Origin of the sequence: Labilibaculum filiforme (assembly GCF_002843315.1) — a bacterium.
Classification (GTDB): Bacteria; Bacteroidota; Bacteroidia; order Bacteroidales; family Marinifilaceae; genus Labilibaculum; species Labilibaculum filiforme.
The window spans coordinates 61,202-78,861 of the sequence record NZ_MVDD01000019.1 but is presented as its reverse complement, the minus strand read 5'-3'; the positions used below and the strand labels follow the sequence as shown (position 1 = coordinate 78,861).

General features: G+C 36.2%; 10 protein-coding genes. 5 read left to right on the top strand and 5 right to left on the bottom strand.

The window, feature by feature from the left end:
* Positions 1-362: 362 nt before the first annotated feature.
* Positions 363-1,268, bottom strand: a complete 906-nt coding sequence (locus BZG02_RS17680) for an AraC family transcriptional regulator (protein WP_101263084.1) — start codon at positions 1,266-1,268, stop codon at positions 363-365.
* Positions 1,269-1,436: 168 nt separating this feature from the next.
* Between BZG02_RS17680 and BZG02_RS17675 the strand changes: the two genes are divergently transcribed.
* The 5 genes from BZG02_RS17675 to BZG02_RS17645 all read left to right on the top strand — a co-directional run bounded on the left by BZG02_RS17675 (position 1,437) and on the right by BZG02_RS17645 (position 10,950).
* Positions 1,437-2,567 (top strand): efflux RND transporter periplasmic adaptor subunit, encoded by a 1,131-nt coding sequence (locus BZG02_RS17675; protein WP_101263083.1) that lies wholly within the window; start codon positions 1,437-1,439, stop codon positions 2,565-2,567.
* A gap of 2 nt (positions 2,568-2,569) precedes the next feature.
* Complete coding sequence (locus tag BZG02_RS17670; protein ID WP_101263082.1) at positions 2,570-5,728, top strand: efflux RND transporter permease subunit; 3,159 nt, start codon at positions 2,570-2,572, stop codon at positions 5,726-5,728.
* 102 nt (positions 5,729-5,830) lie between these two features.
* Complete coding sequence (locus BZG02_RS17665; protein ID WP_101263081.1) at positions 5,831-7,204, top strand: TolC family protein; 1,374 nt, start codon at positions 5,831-5,833, stop codon at positions 7,202-7,204.
* Between the two features lie 110 nt (positions 7,205-7,314).
* Entirely contained in the window at positions 7,315-8,679 is a 1,365-nt protein-coding gene (locus BZG02_RS17660; RefSeq protein ID WP_101263080.1) for an MATE family efflux transporter, read from the top strand.
* Positions 8,680-10,332: 1,653 nt separating this feature from the next.
* Positions 10,333-10,950: a hypothetical protein gene (locus BZG02_RS17645; protein WP_143470507.1), complete on the top strand. Its 618-nt coding sequence runs from the start codon at positions 10,333-10,335 to the stop codon at positions 10,948-10,950.
* Between the two features lie 474 nt (positions 10,951-11,424).
* Here BZG02_RS17645 and BZG02_RS17640 read toward each other — a convergent pair whose 3' ends face one another.
* The 4 genes from BZG02_RS17640 to BZG02_RS17625 all read right to left on the bottom strand — a co-directional run bounded on the left by BZG02_RS17640 (position 11,425) and on the right by BZG02_RS17625 (position 17,609).
* Complete coding sequence (locus tag BZG02_RS17640; RefSeq protein WP_101263077.1) at positions 11,425-12,594, bottom strand: MFS transporter; 1,170 nt, start codon at positions 12,592-12,594, stop codon at positions 11,425-11,427.
* Positions 12,595-12,864: 270 nt separating this feature from the next.
* Positions 12,865-13,380, bottom strand: a complete 516-nt coding sequence (locus BZG02_RS17635; RefSeq protein WP_180335774.1) for an LUD domain-containing protein — start codon at positions 13,378-13,380, stop codon at positions 12,865-12,867.
* Positions 13,381-13,714: 334 nt separating this feature from the next.
* Complete coding sequence (locus BZG02_RS17630) at positions 13,715-15,160, bottom strand: sigma-54-dependent transcriptional regulator (RefSeq protein WP_101263075.1); 1,446 nt, start codon at positions 15,158-15,160, stop codon at positions 13,715-13,717.
* A 49-nt stretch (positions 15,161-15,209) separates the two neighbouring features.
* A complete protein-coding gene (locus BZG02_RS17625) occupies positions 15,210-17,609 on the bottom strand; it encodes an ABC transporter substrate binding protein (RefSeq protein WP_101263074.1) in 2,400 nt (799 codons plus the stop codon).
* Positions 17,610-17,660 lie beyond the last annotated feature (51 nt).

Genomic DNA, 17,660 nt, shown 5'->3' with positions numbered 1-17,660 from the left:
ATATTGTTGGCATAAAAGCCCTGATAAAATGGGCAAAACAGCTATTATCTTACTTTCTTGAATTAATGGAGCTCTTAGGGTTGAAATTAGCCAAAATAAGAACTTGGTTTCTGTCAGAAAATAAAAGTAATATCAATTTTTATGTATCCTTAAAACAGCTATATTTAACACTTACTTGAGCAGTTTGTTGAGTTTTTAGACAGACTGCCGTTAGCTACAAGTGTGAACGAGACGAAATCGAACATTGTAACCTGATTATAAAATTTGAACAAGCGGATAGAAAATATTGACTCATTGTTTGAAGTTTGGTGCAAGACAAAATTAGTTTTTGCTAACACACAGGCCAACCAAAAAACAAAGGGCTATTCTAATTGTCCTCTTCTCCTAAACTGTGTAGCTGTCATTCCTGTATTGCGTTTAAAAAACTGGTTGAAATTGGCAACTTCGTTAAAACCTAAGATCTCGGCAACATCAGAAATTGATTTTTCCATATGATGAAGCAATGTTTGTGCATGCAAAATTTTATAATCAATAATAACTTTCTGCGCACTTTTGCCCGTGGCTTTTTTCACACATTCACTCAAATAAATCGGACTAATATTCAATTTGGAAGCATATTCATTCACCGATAAAAAGCCATCCTTTCCGGAAAGAATTTCATATTCAAATTTCGACATAATCGCATCGAACCGATTCATTGTTACAATGCCCTCATTCTCTTGAGTAATTCTCTTCACCTTATATAAAAAAATTAGCAGTAAAGATCGAACCACTTCCAAACTATTAATTTTATTGCCTCTTGATTCTCGATATATTTCTTCAATAATACTTAGAATTTCACAAAAATCATCCTCTGAAAGATGGTACAATGGTAAAGTATGAATTTTAAAAAATGGAAATTCATTTTGTACCTCGTAGGATTGATTTAGACGATGAAATAGAGACGCTTTAAAACAAATAACATATCCATCATCCATATCATTGGGAGATTTATCTTCGAAATTTATGATTTGGAAAGGGGAAACAATCGCCAAGCTTCTTTCCATTTCTGGAAGTGTTTGATCCCCAATTTGAATGCTTTTAGTATTTCGCAGCAACACAGCTATTTCAAAAAAATCTCTTTTATGCGGTTCAATATAAATCTCATCAGGCTTTGCATTTTTAATTCTATCTTCTTTTATTGATCTGATATAGAATTGATTTGAATAATCATTAGCCTCTGAACTAGCATTCAAAAAATACTCCTTAATGTTATCGTAGATTTTCATGGTTGCTCTTTTTTACTCAAATATACAAAAAAACCTAAATAGTAATCTATTTATCCTAAATTACAATGTGCAATATAAGATTACAAGCCATTACTTTTACTTCCAATAAATAAAGAAAGAAGCCATGCTATATCTAGCTTGGTTATATGGATTGGTAAAATAAAAGATATGAATATTCAAATTAGCAAATTAAGAAGTATCATCTCACTGTGTTTAGGCATAATTGTTCTCGCTTCGTGCAATCAAAAGCAAGATAATAGAGAGAGACAGACTCCTGAATTATCGGTAATGGAAGTTAAGCCAAGTACAGAGGAGTTCTACGAATCCTTTTCGGCAACAATAAAAGGTAAGCAAGACATTGATATTCGCCCGCAAATAACGGGTTTTATCACTAAAGTAAATGTGGATGAAGGATCAATAGTAAAAAACGGTCAGGTTTTGTTTCAGATAGATCAAGTGCAATATCAAGAGGCTGTAAATGTAGCGAAAGCCAATGTTGCTGTTGCAGAAGCTGATGTAGCAACAGCTAAGCTAACAGCTAAAAATAAAAAATCGTTAGCAGATAGAAATATTATAAGCGCCTATGAGCTACAGCTTTCAGAAAACGAATTGGGTAGTTGTAATGCTCAACTGGCTCTAGCAAAGGCGGAATTAGTGAGTGCTCAAAAAAATCTATCCTACACACGTATAACGAGCCCTTCAGATGGAATTATAGGGAAGATATCATATCGTATTGGAGCCTTGGTAAGCCCAACAATGACTGATGCTATGACAACTGTTTCTGAATTCACGACCATGTATGCCAACTTTTCTCTTACCGAGAAGAAACTTCTTTTTTTATCTGAAGATAATAGCTCAACACAAGATATTATTAATAATATGCCTGAAATAGAGTTAAAACTTAGTGATGGGCAAATCTATTCTGAGCCTGGAACTATAGAAACTATAAGTGGAACCATTGATCAGTCCACCGGTTCCGCCAGTATTCGTGCTTCTTTTCCCAACAAAAGTGGCATTTTACGTAGCGGAGGAAGTGCTTCTGTAATTTTACCATACACAATTGAGGATTGTTTACTAATTCCGCAAGGTGCTACATTCGAGATACAAAATAAAATATTTGTTTATATCGTAAATGAAAATTCAACAGTATCAACTCAAGAAATTGAAATATATCCATTAAACGATGGGAGTAAATATGCTGTAACAAAAGGTTTAAGCAAAGGAGATAAAATTGTTACTGAAGGAATTAGTTCTATTCATAATGGTTCAACTATAAAAGCGATAACTAAAACAATATAGCAATGACATTCGATAAATTTATTACCCGTCCCGTACTATCTACGGCTATATCCATATTTATTGTAATACTTGGAATTTTGGGATTAGAGTCTCTACCAATATCACAATACCCAGATATTGCTCCTCCAACTATTACGGTATCTACCGAATACACTGGAGCAAGTGCTCAAGCAGTATTAAATAGTGTTATTGCACCTTTAGAGGAAGAGATAAATGGTGTAGAAAACATGGACTACATTACTTCAACAGCCTCAAATTCTGGAACGGCAAGCATTTCGGTTGTTTTTAAACAAGGAACCGATCCTGATATGGCTGCTGTAAATGTTCAGAATAGAGTTTCTAAAGCTCAAGCCCTTTTACCTTCGGAGGTTACGCAAGTAGGTGTTTCTACTAGCAAGCAACAAACGAGTATGCTTACAGCTTTTAGTTTATATAGTGCAAATGATCAACACGATATAGCATTTATCGAGAACTATATGAAAATTAACATTGTACCAGAAATAAAGCGAATCAGTGGAGTTGGTGATGTAGATGTTATGGGCTATAACTATTCTATGCGTATTTGGCTTAAACCTGATATTATGGCTCTAAACCATCTTATACCTAGTGATGTTGTTACTGCGCTAGATGAACAAAATATTGAAGCTGCTCCTGGTCAATTTGGAGAACAAGGTAATCAAGCCTTTCAGTATACACTGAGGTATAAAGGACGTTTACAAACAGAAACAGAATTTGAAGACATTGTAATTACCGCTACAGAAGATGGCGAAGTATTGCACCTAGGTGATATTGCTACCGTGGAATTAGCTCGATTAGGTAATAATATATTGGGTGAAACAAATGGACATATAGGGCAGACAGCTATGGTATATCAAGTAGCAGGGTCTAATGCTATGGATATTAACAATGCTGTGGCAACCTTTTTAGAAGAGGCTAAGGCAGATTTCCCTGCAGGAGTTGAGGTGGTAACATTACTTAATACCAACGATTTCTTATATGCTTCCATTTGGGAAGTACTTAGAACATTACTCGAAGCTTTCCTTCTAGTTGTTCTTGTTACCTATATTTTCTTACAAGATTTTAAATTAACACTTATCCCAACTTTTGCTATTCCTGTTGCCTTAATTGGTACCTTCTTTTGCCTTTGGGTATTTGGATTCAGTATTAATCTACTTACGCTTTGTGCATTAGTACTTGCTATTGCTATTGTTGTAGATGATGCCATTGTGGTTGTTGAAGCTGTGCAAGCAAAGCTTGAATCTGGCTATCAGTCGGCAAAACAAGCTTCTATCGATGCGATGAGTGAGATTTCTGGGGCTATTGTTTCTATCACTTTAGTGATGATGTCTATTTTTATTCCTGTTAGTTTTATGAGTGGAACAACAGGTGTATTTTATAAGCAAATGGGCTTAACCTTGGCTTTTGCCATTGGAATTTCGGCAATAAATGCACTTACCTTAAGCCCGGCCTTATGTGCGATTTTACTAAAACCTCACAAAGAGGATCCTAATAAAAAATCTACATTCGTTCAACGCTTCCACACGTCATTTAATGATAACTTCAATAATCTTGTTAGTAAATATAAAAAAGGAGTTGCCTTCTTTATAAAGCATAAAACTACTAGTGGAGTGATGGTGGCTGCCTCAATCTTTTTATTTGTTTATCTATTAAATATTACGCCAACAGCAATGGTTCCAGACGAGGATCAGGGGACAGTATTTGCCGCAGTTACGTTACCTGTAGGTACTTCCTTAGAGAAGACTAAAATTGAAATGGACAAGCTTTCTGAAATTATAGAAGCGGTTCCAAGTGTAAACGCTTACTTCCTTAATACAGGTACCAGTATGATTGATGGATCAGGTACTAACAATGGTATGATGATTTGCAATTTGAAAGATTGGAGTGAGCGTAGTGATGATGAAAGTGCTGCTGATATTATAAATTTATTGCGCCAAGAAGTTTCAAAGAAACTAAAAAATTCTCAGGTTATATTTTTTGAACCTGCAATGATTCCTGGCTATAGCACAAGTAGTGGATTTGAACTTCAGCTACAAGACAAGACTGGTGGCGATTTAAATAGCTTTAATGAGGTAGCACAAGAGTTTCTTGAAAAAGTAAATGCTCGTCCTGAAATTCAAATAGCTCGTACCTCTTTCAATCCATCATATCCACAATATATGGTAAATGTTGATGTAGAGAAATGTAAAATTGCAGGCATCAGTCCAGACGATGTACTAACAACGCTACAGGGGTATTATGGTGGTCTTTATGCCTCTAATTTCAATCGATTTGGAAAACTATACCGTGTAATGATTCAGGCAGCACCTGATTATAGAACTAATAAAGAGACCTTGAATAAGATAATGGTGAGAAATGGAACAGAGATGGCTCCTATAACACAGTTTGTTGAACTAGAGAAAGTTTATGGCCCTGCCAGTATCAATCGCTTTAACCTATTCACCTCAATTAGTATTATGGGATCTCCATCTGCAGAAGCCAGTTCTGGTGAGGCTATTGCTGCTATTCAAGAAGTAGCAAAAGAACTCCCTACAGGATATGGTTTCGAATTCTCAGGAATGACACGCGAAGAGAGTGGTACCAGTTCAAATGCTACCGCAATTATTTTAGCTATTGTGTTAATATTTATTTACCTATTATTAAGCATGCAGTACGAAAGCTATATTCTTCCAATTGTAATTATTCTTTCTATTCCGTTTGGTTTGGGAGGCAGTTTAATATTTGCCAATATTATGGGAATATCGAATAGTATTTATATGCAAATGGCACTTATTATGCTTATTGGTTTACTTGCCAAAAATTCCATATTAATTGTTGAATACGCTGTTGCCAGCCGCAATAAAGGGATGAGCATTATAGATGCTGCAATTGACGCCGCCGGTAAACGTTTACGTCCAATTTTAATGACTTCTCTAGCTTTAATTATTGGTCTACTTCCTATGATGTTTGCTTCTGGTGTTGGGGCTAACGGTAATACAGCCTTGGGTGCAGGCTCTGTTGGAGGAATGCTTATTGGAACTATTTGTCAGATATTTATTACACCTGCATTGTTTGTAATCTTCCAAAAAATTCAGGAGAAGTTTAAACCCTTGAATGAGGATTTTACCCAAACTGCTACCGAGAATGCAAGTATCGCACAATAAAAAACACAAAATGAAACAACCATGATTAAAGAGTTTAAACACAAAGGAGAATGATTAAGTCCTTTGTCTTGATTCTTGTGTCTTGGTTCTAATTTTAAACGAATGAAAAAGATAATCATATATTTTATCGGCATAGTACTGCTAAGCAGCTGTTCGGTATATAAAACATTTGAGACTCCTGAAGTCACAACAGAAAATCTCTATCGCGACACCAATTCCATTGATGCTGTAATGCCTGAGGATAGTGTTAATTTAGGGAATCTTCCCTGGAGAGAGCTATTCACTGACTCTCAATTACAAGCGCTTATTGAACAGGGCCTGGAAGCCAATGTAGATTTACAAACGGCATTGCTTCGGATTGAGCAAGCTGAGGCATCACTTTCATCGGCTCGTTTAGCCTACACACCCGATTTGTCCTTTTCTTCAACGGGGACGCTATCTGACTTCGATGGATCAACATCAAAATCTCATGAATCAGGGCTTTCATCAAGCTGGCAGATTCCCTTGTTTGGCGGTTTACGCAATACAAAAAAAGGAGCTGAAACAACTTTTGAACAAAGCCAGGCGTACAAACAAGCCGTACAAACTCAATTGATTGCCAGCATAGCAGATAGTTACTATTACTTATTGATGCTCGACAAGCAACTGGATATTACCAATAAAACAATCTTAAGCTGGGAAGACAGAATTGAAAGCATGCGAGCTTTAAAAGAAGCAGGCATGACCGATGAAGCTTCCATTACGCAAAGTGAAGCAAGTTATTACGGGTTAAAAACCACCTATTCCGACTTACAACAGTCGATACGTGAAATGGAGAATGCGCTTTCCATCACCTTAGGACAAGCGCCTCAGGCAATAAAACGGGGCGAGTGGCAAACCATAAAGCTTCCAGAGCAGATATCGATTGGTGTTCCTTTACAAATGTTAGCGAATCGCCCCGATATAAAACAGTACGAAATGGCCTTAGCTACAGCTTTCTATAATACCAACGTAGCGCGATCAGCTTTTTACCCCAATGTTACTATAAGTGCTTCAACAGGATGGACCAATAGTAATGGTGGAATTATTTCCAATCCTGGAGAACTTTTATCCAGTGCCATTGGTTCGTTAACGGCTCCAATTTTCAGTAGCGGGGTAAATAAGGCAAATTTAAAAATAGCAAAGTCTCTACAAAACGAAGCTTTACTTGATTTTAAACAGAGCCTGTTGAATGCCGGAAGCGAAGTAAGCAACGCTCTATTTCAATATTCTACGGCGATACAAAAACAAGAAGATCGTAGCAAACAACTGGAGGCTCTTGAACGTTCGGTGCTCTATACACGTGAGTTATTTCAATTAGCATCATCAACATATTTAGAAGTACTAACAGCTCAAGAAGATTTGCTGGATGCACAACTATCTGAAACGAACGATTGGTACGATCAGGTTCAATCGGTTATCAATCTGTATCAGGCTTTAGGTGGAGGAAGAGAATAAAAAATTCAATTCAGTTAGTTAAAAGTCAATCATCCGTTTCCTTCGCTCAGGGGGAAACGGATGTTTAACTAAATACAAATCAGTAAATTACAAATTAGAATAAAAATTAAATGAGTACCACATCATATTCCCTTAAGGAAAATTCTATTCCTAAACTCCTTTTAACATATGCCGGACCGGCTGTACTTGGTCTTTTAATAAATGCACTTTATAATATTGTTGACCGTATATTTGTGGGGCAATTTGTAGGAGCAGAGGGCATAGCAGCGGTAACTTTAACTTTTCCAATTTCTCTTTTTCAATTCGGTTTTATCCTCTTGTTCGGCAGCGGAACAGGAGTTTTAATCTCTAAATTTTTAGGTGAATCACGTCCCAAAAAAGCAGAAAAAGCACTTGGAACGATGATGGCAGGTCTTTTAATAACCATTGTTCTATTCACTTCTGCCGGATTGCTGTTTTACAAACCTTTACTACACGCCTTTGGTGCTCAGGGAGAGCTTCTCGAATTATCAGGCGAATATCTTCAGATAATCATCTTTGGGTTTCCCTTTGCCTTTTTTATTGCGCTGGAGTTTACGTGCCGTGCCGAAGGAAATCCTCGTTTACCTGCAATCTTAATTTTAATTTCATCACTTATAAACGTCTCCCTGGACCTTGTATTTATGAAATACTTCCAGATGGGGATTCGTGGAGCCGCTCTGGCAACAGTTATTGCACAGAGCTCAAATGCTATCTTTTTACTCAGATACTACCTCAGTGGTAAAAGCTTAATAAAAATAAAATGGAAAAATATTCGAATACAAAAAAACATGATTCTTCCCATTTTTTCATTGGGTTTAGCTCCATTTGTTATGGATGTTGCCAGTAGCATACAAAATATAATTGCCAACAATTCTCTGCTTCAGTCGGGAGGAACTTTTGCCGTTGCGGCCATGGGAATTATTTTTAGTGTGAATGTTATCTTTCTTATGATTGCTCTGGGAACCGGGGATGGTATGCAGCCCATTGTGAGCTTTAACTTTGGTGCAAAACGCCCCGACCGCAGTCGAAAAACGTTACTATATGCCATGATTTTGGTTAGTTTAACTGGATTTTTAGGATTAATTGTACTGGAACTGTTTCCAAATTCAATAATCGGGATTTTTATCGACAGAAATGAGAATGTCATTAATATTGCTCGAATAGGGTTACGAATTTTCGCTCTATCTATCCCTTTCTATATGGTTCAAATAGTGGCTACCCGCTATTTTCAGGCGCTACACGAAAAAAGAATTGCTACATTTTTCGCTTTTCTGCGTCCAGTAATGCTATTTGTTCCTATAATATATGGCCTAAACTACATGTGGGGCTTAAACGGTATTTGGGTCTCTTTTGTAGTAAGCGATGGTTTATCTGCATTAATCTCGTTAGTGCTTATTCGAAAATATTCAACTAAAAAAATCAAAACTAAACCACTATGGACTGCAAGTCCATAGGTTTTACTGGGACTGAAAGTCCCACGTTTGTTCATCCAAGGATGAAGCCAACCATTATGAAATTATAATTCCCTGCTTTAGGCGGTTTTAAGCAAGATGCTTCGGTAGCGCCACAGAAGGTTCGCAATGGTTAAGTGGCGAAAAATGGGAATATACCAATTGGGCGCAAAATCTTGACGACGGCGTAATTGATATAGACCCCCGTGATAATACGCAACCTAATAATTCGGGTGAACAACACAGCCAAAGAACCATAGGGTTTGGCGAATTAAACCAATCGGTACCCACATGGGGCGATTATTCGGATGATGCAGGCACGTATGGAATGCCTCGCTCGGGTGGAAAAAATATGCGTTTATTATTGAGTACGAATAAATGCCTGCAAAATAGCCTGAATAGAGTCCTTCAATAAAGTCGTTGCTTGATATTATGAGATTTGACTCAAATTATAATAAGGAATGAGCAAATATTGAAGTATTGATTAAAAACAACAAAACTGCTGTATACAACAAAGGACTAAGGTGAAAATAACAAATCAGATATAATTTTCCTTAAAATAGTCTTGGCTTTTTGCCGAACCAAAAACTATTTTTTTCGGGAACAGCAGTACTTCGGTTGAGCTGATTTGTGATTACAAAAGACTGATAACTAATTGATAACGAATGAACACCAGCAGCTAATCGAGTAAGCTAGGGGAATTCCACCCCTAACTTCTCACAGAACCGTATCCCGTAAAAACGGGACAGGCAGTGAATCTCTCAATTCATACGGCTCTTATTATGCAGTCAATTCAATCTTAGGTCAACTGATAACCTAATGTCCAATGATAAAATAAATTGGGATAACAATTACAGATATGCCTTAACCATCTCACAGCTTTCACTTTGCTACGCTTAAAGCGTTTGTATTTGTTCAATATCCACTTTATCAGACGATGATGTAGGTAATAAAACACGGGTTTCATGCACCGTCGATGGAATCACGTCTAATAGGCGTGATTTGTTTGTAAATGTCGAGCATAGATTCATAACCTCGCTTCTTCAACCTTTCAAGTGTAATGGTCGTTCTCAAAATTGGACTCTGAGCAATGACTCGTAAAATAATTTTATAGTAAAGTATTCGAGAGGGCGTCGTCGTAGCCCAACCACCTTGCTCCCAAATTTCGGGACTAATGCTTCCAGGTGTCACCCTAGTGCATAAGGGACTTACACCCTCTGAAAAAAAAATTCACCCCCCAAACAATCTTTGCTTATGCTAAATTTGTATATTTAACATTTTTGGTGACCTTACGGTGGGTGTGATCATACTCATGCAGGGCCTACACAAAAGCTAAATTTCATGGGCATTGAGGCTAATTAGAAATATATTGCATTTAATAGAAAATTGTTGTGGCTTGACAGGAAAGTGCTTCAAAATGCCCAACGCTTCATACACCAACTGTTAATCTCTTGAGTTAATGAGCAAATTTTGAGGGAATTGATATTAACTAAATTTGACGTTAGTCACAATTTTACAGAATATCGTTGTTAAGTATGAATGAATTAAAATATTGAGAAAAGCTAATTCAAAAGATTAATAAGGAATTTTTTACAAAAAAAGTTAAACGTTTAATTATTGGAGAAATTATTTATGAAACTAAAACTATACATAAAAATGAAGGACCTTATAAAATATGTTATTGAGGCGTTAATTGTAACTTTCGGAGTGATTTTAGGATTAGTATTAACTCAATACTATTCGCAAGAAAAAACTGACAAGAATACAAAAGTTGCTCTTTGTCAGATCATAGAAGAGATTGATGTTAATATACTTAGATTTGAAGAGTCCTTAGAATATCATAAGAAAATTGGAATTCAATTAGATAGTATTTGCTATGAAGTACATCCTGAAGATTTAGAAAAAAAATACTATCGGTATGATGAATTAAAATTCTATGAATTAGATGATTGGGATGGTGTTGGGACGACTAATTATGAAGATGTTATTTTCGAGAGTGCAAAGATTAACGGTGTTTTTCAAGAATTAAACATTAAAACGATTAAAATAATTTCACAAGCTTATAGGCAAATGCGTACTTATAATGACTTTCAAAAAAGATACAATGATAATTTTATCTCATCTGATTCAAAAACAACAGTTATGGACGTAATGAATTTACTAGGGATGATTAGTGGTGATTTTATTTCTAAGGAAAGTCAAACACTAGAAGTTATAAAAAAGAGTAAAGTTGAATTAGAAAAAACAACACACAACAATCTATATAACAAATAATGCATACAGCGGGTTTTTGAACGGCAGTTCTTCTATGGAGCACCTCCGAAGCTTTTGATGCTGCTACCCAAAAAATCATTTCAGTGGTGCCAAAACAAAAGCTTCGGCTCAATAAAAACTTGATAGACATGTGCTCCAAAGTACCTTACTTGCCACACAATCAATGTTGTAGCTAATTCTAAAGTACAGTTCCCAAGAAAATAATATGAGACATCTATATTTAATTATCTTGCTAATCATAGTTTATTCATGTGAAAGAATAACAAAAAAATACGATGACAGTTGGAACTTAAAGGCAGAATATGGACTGAATGATTCAAAACAGTTCCATGTGAAATTTAAAGGATATTAAGAGAATGGAAACACTAGAGCAGTAATTTTTTAACAACTACATACAACTGAAGAAAAGGAAACATCTCTGGCTTAGGCTAAGGACATTTTTGATTTTAAACCTCTTGCCGGGGAAATAAAAATCTAGTTCTTTTTTAACAGCAATGCAAAAGGAATTGCGCCAAGTGCCAGTATTGAAGAAATAAGATAAGTTCTTTCGAGTCCGAGCCAATCGCCCATTACTCCCGCAAAAAAGACTGCTAAAGCGGCAGAAATAAAATTAACCGTCATGTAAATGCTATTCATAAACACCGGAAGCTGTTTCGATCGATCTTGCACTAAAGCGATTAGTACCGGTCCGGGAGCAAAAACAAAAAAGCCCAACAAAACTAAAAAGACAAACGAAAGCAAACCTTCTGTATTAATAAAAAGGAACATCATTATTGGAGAAATTAGGCTAATTACCACTAAGGTAGTTCTTCTTCCTACTCTATCGGAAATGCTTCCGGCCAAAACTGTTCCTAGTGCACCCGCTAATTGGAATACTGCTAAAGCGGAATTAGCGAACCATAAAGTTTCTCCTTTTTCGGAATAAAAATAGGTTGGTAAAAATGCTGTTAATCCCGATTTCATAATTGCTCGAAAAAGAGTGAACCCGATTAAAACAGCAAAAAAGGGCATGTATTTTTTTAAGGTTGGTAAGATATCCCCATTGCTGGTTTCCTTCTTTTTTAAATCCTCCGATATTTTTACATTTTTTAGTTTTAGATATAAAATAAAAGAGGCAATTAAACCAAAAGGAATCAATTTCCAGGTTCCCTCGAGTCCCCAAAACGAAACCGATGCAGTAATAATTAAAGGACCAGCGGTTCGTGCCAATTCTCCCCCAAACATATAGTAACTCATGCCTCGTCCGGTACGATCTCCCGACAGGCGTTTTACCATTGTTGGAGCCGGCACATGAAACACCGCGCTGCTAATACCCATGGTAAAAAGCAGTATGCAAATAATCGTAAAAGAAGGTGCTACCCCCAGCAAACTCATGCAAATGGCAGTAATAGCAGGAGTAACAATAATAAAATACCTTGCTGCAGTTCGCTCTGCAATAATTCCAATTACTGGATTTAAGAACCAAGGCACCCGCATAATTAAATCCCATATGGAGGCCAATGCTAAGGTGATTCCAAATTTTTCGATCAGTAAAGGACGAAGCGATGCCAAAAAAGAAGAATAAATATCGTGCAACATGTGCGAGGCCGCAATTAGGGTCACCTTCCCCGATTGAAATTTTTCGGATGATTGTTCTTCTTTCATGTGTTTACAAATCAATAAAATATTCTTATAGGATGTTGCAAAAGTATATTATTTCCTTTTAACAGCGAATGATATTGCGATTAAATACAATATTAACGATCACTAAAAACGATCTTGTTTCTGTAGGTTTACTATTTACTATGGCTAGAATGGGAATAAAAAAAGGGTGAATACCATTCACCCTAAACAACGTACGCATTGCAAATACGCTATAATTTTATGTATTATACCAAATTAATATCAAAATACATCTTATTAAATTGGCATTACCTATAAATCTTCAATCACATAAACGATGGTGCGCATTACCTTCGAGTCACAACGATTTTCCTTATCGGATGTAGAAATAGAAACACTTGCAATTCCGCCTCCTAAATTAAGGGCACGCTTTCCTTTTATAAATTCAAAATCGTCCATCGAGTATAAAATTTTACTTGCAGGAACAACCACATGAAGTACTTCTGCCAGGTAAACAGTTAATAAAACATCCTGATCTCGAGTATCGATAATCAGTGTCCCTGAATCTGCCAAGGCATAATCGGCTTCGATGATTGCATTTTTTGCATTACTAATATCAAATGATGATTTATTTAGACGAAAACTTTTCAAACGAATAAATTCAAACTGAACGTTTTTCCTATTCGCAGCTTCAATAAAAAGTTTGTAATCCACCGTTAACGATTCGTGACCTAAGTCATTCGAACTCGATAAAAATGATTCCAAAAGGTCTTTATTATCTCTCTTAAAAATTACATTTGCTCGTTGTGTATCTGTCTTTACTTCCATACCTTTTGTTTTTAAATGAAACATCCCCCATTTAAAAACAAAAGGAATGCCAAAAAACGGTAAAATAGAAGGCTTCCAAGCACCTTTTTCCAAAATGCTACTGATGAGCAATTTAACGAATAGTTAGAAGAAAGGAAATACGAGCGATACTGTTCAAAATTGAACAGTATCGTCAAAATTAAATGCCAAAGTGAACAAGTGTTTCATTCTAAACACTTTTCGCCTCAAAATGCCTGTGAAAAAAATACACATCTGTGGAAAAATGTCACACCCGAAAAACCTGGTTTTACCCCATTCAAAGCCATAAAAACACGAGTATAAATAATAGAATGCTTTATAATTTATTCATTCTACTTCGAAGAGCACTTCTGGTGATTCCCAAATATTCGGCTGTTTTTGATTTATTATCATCAAACTTCTTTAATGCTTTGCGAACAATTTCCAATTCTAATTGCTCAATTCTTAATTCATTTTCAGGCAAAACAATTCGCCCCAAAACAATAGCTTGCTCCACCGACTCAAGCTCATTATCGTCGGTCTGCAAAAATCGTAAATGCTCTGGTTTCAATTCCAAATCGTTAAAAAGCAATGTTGCCCTTTCGATTGTATTTTTTAGTTCCCTAATATTTCCTGGCCAAGAATATTCCTGCATCATTTTTTTTGCATCCTTACTTATGAATCTAAATTTTCGGTTGCGCTTCTTGGAGTATTGATCCAAAAATATTTGAGAGAACGACAAAATAGCTTCCCTCCGCTCCCTCAATGGCGGAATATATAATCGACCGGTATTTAGGCGATAGTACAAATCGCTTCGAAATGTTTTTTCGGCCACCATTTCTTTCAAATTTCTGTTGGTTGCAAAAATTACCCGAACATCCAAATCAATAGGTTTACTACCTCCTACCCGATACATTTCTCGTTGTTGCAGTACTCGCAGTAATTTGGGTTGCATATCCAAAGGCATTTCTCCAATTTCATCTAAAAATAAGGTTCCTCCCTGCGCCAATTCTAATTTTCCAGGTTTCCCTTCTTTACGAGCTCCGGTAAAAGCCCCCTCGTCGTAACCAAACAACTCACTCTCGAAAAGGCTTGGCGATATTGCCGAACAATTTATCGAGATAAATGGCTTTGTAATATCACTCGATTTTCCGAAGTGAACCAAGCGTGCCACCACTTCTTTTCCTGTTCCTGTTTCTCCCTCGATTAAAACCGGAACCGAACGATCCTCATGAAATTGTTCTGCCATACGAACCACTCCCCGCATCACATCCGAAAAAACACCAATTTTTCCGACGCTCGTAATTTCACGAATGGTAGTCTCGTAATATTGAATTCGCTCTGCTTCCTCTTTTCTTACCCGAGAAATACTTTGCTTTATATTTTCTTTTAAATCCTTGTTCTCCTCTTTCAATTGAATTTTTTCGGCTACACGTTCAATTAAAATAGCTAATTCTTCGATATTAACAGGTTTAAGCAAATAATCGTAGGCTCCACCTCGTAATGCTTCAATAGAGCTTTCCATATCGCCAAAGCCGGTCATAATCACCACCTCAATTTCTTCACCTTTTGGCAAAAGCTTTACTTTTTTCAGCAAATCCAATCCCGAAATCCCCGGCATCCTCAAATCAGAAATAACCATTTGGAAATCCTCATTCTTTAGTGCATTGTATGCCTCTTCCCCGTTATGACAAAGGCGAATGGAATAAGCCAACTGCTCCTCAATAAATTCAGCAACAGCTGTTCCACTCGATTTATCATCATCAACAATAAGAATTTTCATTTTTCTCTAATTTAATATTCCTTCCTCTACTTCACTTACCACTATCAGTTTAGCTATTTTCCATCAATTTAAAACGCAAAATAAAACTTGCTCCGCCTTCTTCATTATTATAATCGGATATTTCTCCCTGAAACCTATCGATAAATGTTTTTACAATCGCCATTCCTAAACCGCTACCACTTTCATTTCCTCTGGTAGTAAATAAAGGATCGTAAATTTTCTCCCGAATACTCGATTCTATACCAGTTCCATTATCGTGAATTTCCAGTACACCATGTTTAGAATCCTGATAAACATTCAATTTAATCTTTTTATTCTCCTTCTGCACCTTATCCAAAGAGTTAATCGAATTCACAATTAAATTAACCACAATTTGTTCGAACTGGATGTAATTGGCATATACCTGAACGCCAACCTTTGGCAAATCATCAATCAATTCAATACTATGGTCGGACACTTGCCTTTTTATCAGTGATAAGGATCTATTGACTCCTTCAACCATGTTAATAGATTCGTGCTCGGATACGTGTGGCTTCTCCCAAAAGGTACGCATGTGCTTAATAATGGAATCTATTCGAGTGGTTCCCTCGGATATAGTTTGAATTTTTCTGGTAAACATTTCGGGTAGTTGTCCGGGATTTCTTTTTTGCCAGAACAAGACACTATCGGCAGTAATTTTAATTGCGTTTAAGGGCTGATTTATTTCATGTGTAATTCCTGCTGCCATTACTCCAATCGAGGCCAAGCGTGAAGATTCTTCGAGCATTCGTAAGGCTTCCACATTCTTTTGTTCTGCCTCAATTCTATCGTTCATCAGCGAATTACGTTCCCAGGCATTGGCAATCATATTCACGGTAGAAAAAAAGATACTTATTTCGTCCCTAGACCAATTATAGGCTTTATTTTGAGAAAATCCCATTAAACCAACTACTTCATTTTCGACCATTACTGGGAGCAAAACCACAGCGCCAATATTTCTTTTTTTGTAGTATTCCTGTTCTTTCTCTGTTAAGTTGGATAAATCGCGCGAAACAATACTCTTGTTCATTTTCACTCTCGAAATAATTTCATCAATTTCCGTAAAGTAAAACTGATTAACATCCTTTATATTTTTCCCTTTTAAAGAAATCCGACTTTTTATTTTTACTGCGGTATTGGTTGGTCCCACTAAGGAATAAAGACTTATTCTTGCCACATTCAGCTCATCGGTCATCAATTTTAGCACATCATCCAGTACATTTTTAAAATCTTCCGATGCATTCAACAAGCGCCCAATTAAACCAATTAATCGTTCGTGCTTTACGGATATTTTCAACCGATGTTGCTCAATAATTAGAGCTCTTTCTGCTCTAATTCGTCGTAAAATTGCTCTTGATAAAACCAAAATAATAAGCCCCGATAAAAATGAAATTCCTCCAATTAATTGAATCCATTCTTTGTTCTCGCTATAAAAAGATTGTGGTGCATTTACCAGTAAGGTACTATCTGGAAGAACTTTTTTATCGATATTAAACCGTCTAATTTCATCGTAGTTTACCACATACCTATCCAAAGGTTTCCGGAAAATTGGAATAGAATCGGCGGGCACACCCGAAAAAATCTGATTAACCATGTTCGCAGCCATTTTCCCATGAAGATTACCACTCACTACTTTCCCTCCAACAACTCCATCGCTAACCAAAAAAGCCCATGTAATAAACACCGGAACTCTACTTTCAGGAACAAACAAATCAAGATTATTCTGATAACTTACAAATTTACCTTCTTTATCCTTATTAAAAGTAAGTAGTAAAATTGCAGTATCCCCTTCAATTGTTTTAATGTTTTCAACAAGATCATGAACCGTTTCATCTTCTATATAACTAAACTTTAATTGCGAAGCATACTTTATTTCCAACTCCAGCATAATTAGCTTATTCAGCTTGGCTGTTGTTGTTTTATTATCATTAATTACCACTAATTGTTTGGTAGTTGGTCGGGTTTTCAGAATTAAATCAATAGCACCATCCCAGTCCACCTCCTCGGCCACACCTGTAATATTGGTCATGCCCTCAATTAATTCGTCTCGATAGTGATTAATCCCACAAAATACAATAGGAGTATTACTAAAATACTTATCGCCATGATTTTTCACGAAGGATAAGGCATTATTATCAGAAACAATAATAGCATCGTACTTCTCGCCCTGTAATTTTAAATCGTAAAGTTCAATTAATTTATCGAGATATTCTTGGGATGGATTTCTTTTGGTGTCTAGATATTCGTAGTCTAATTCAAACCTATTTCCTAATGAGTCCATCACCTCTTGAATCCCATCATTAACATTCTCAGTCCACTTTAAACCTTGATGATAGGAATGTAACACCAAAATTTTCTTTCGTTCTATCGAAAAAGCATGAATCGAAACAAACAAAAACACGGAGAAGAAGATATACTTTAAATACCTCATACAAGAATCTTTACTTAGAAAATAAGAATGCCCTAAAATAGAACAATGTAG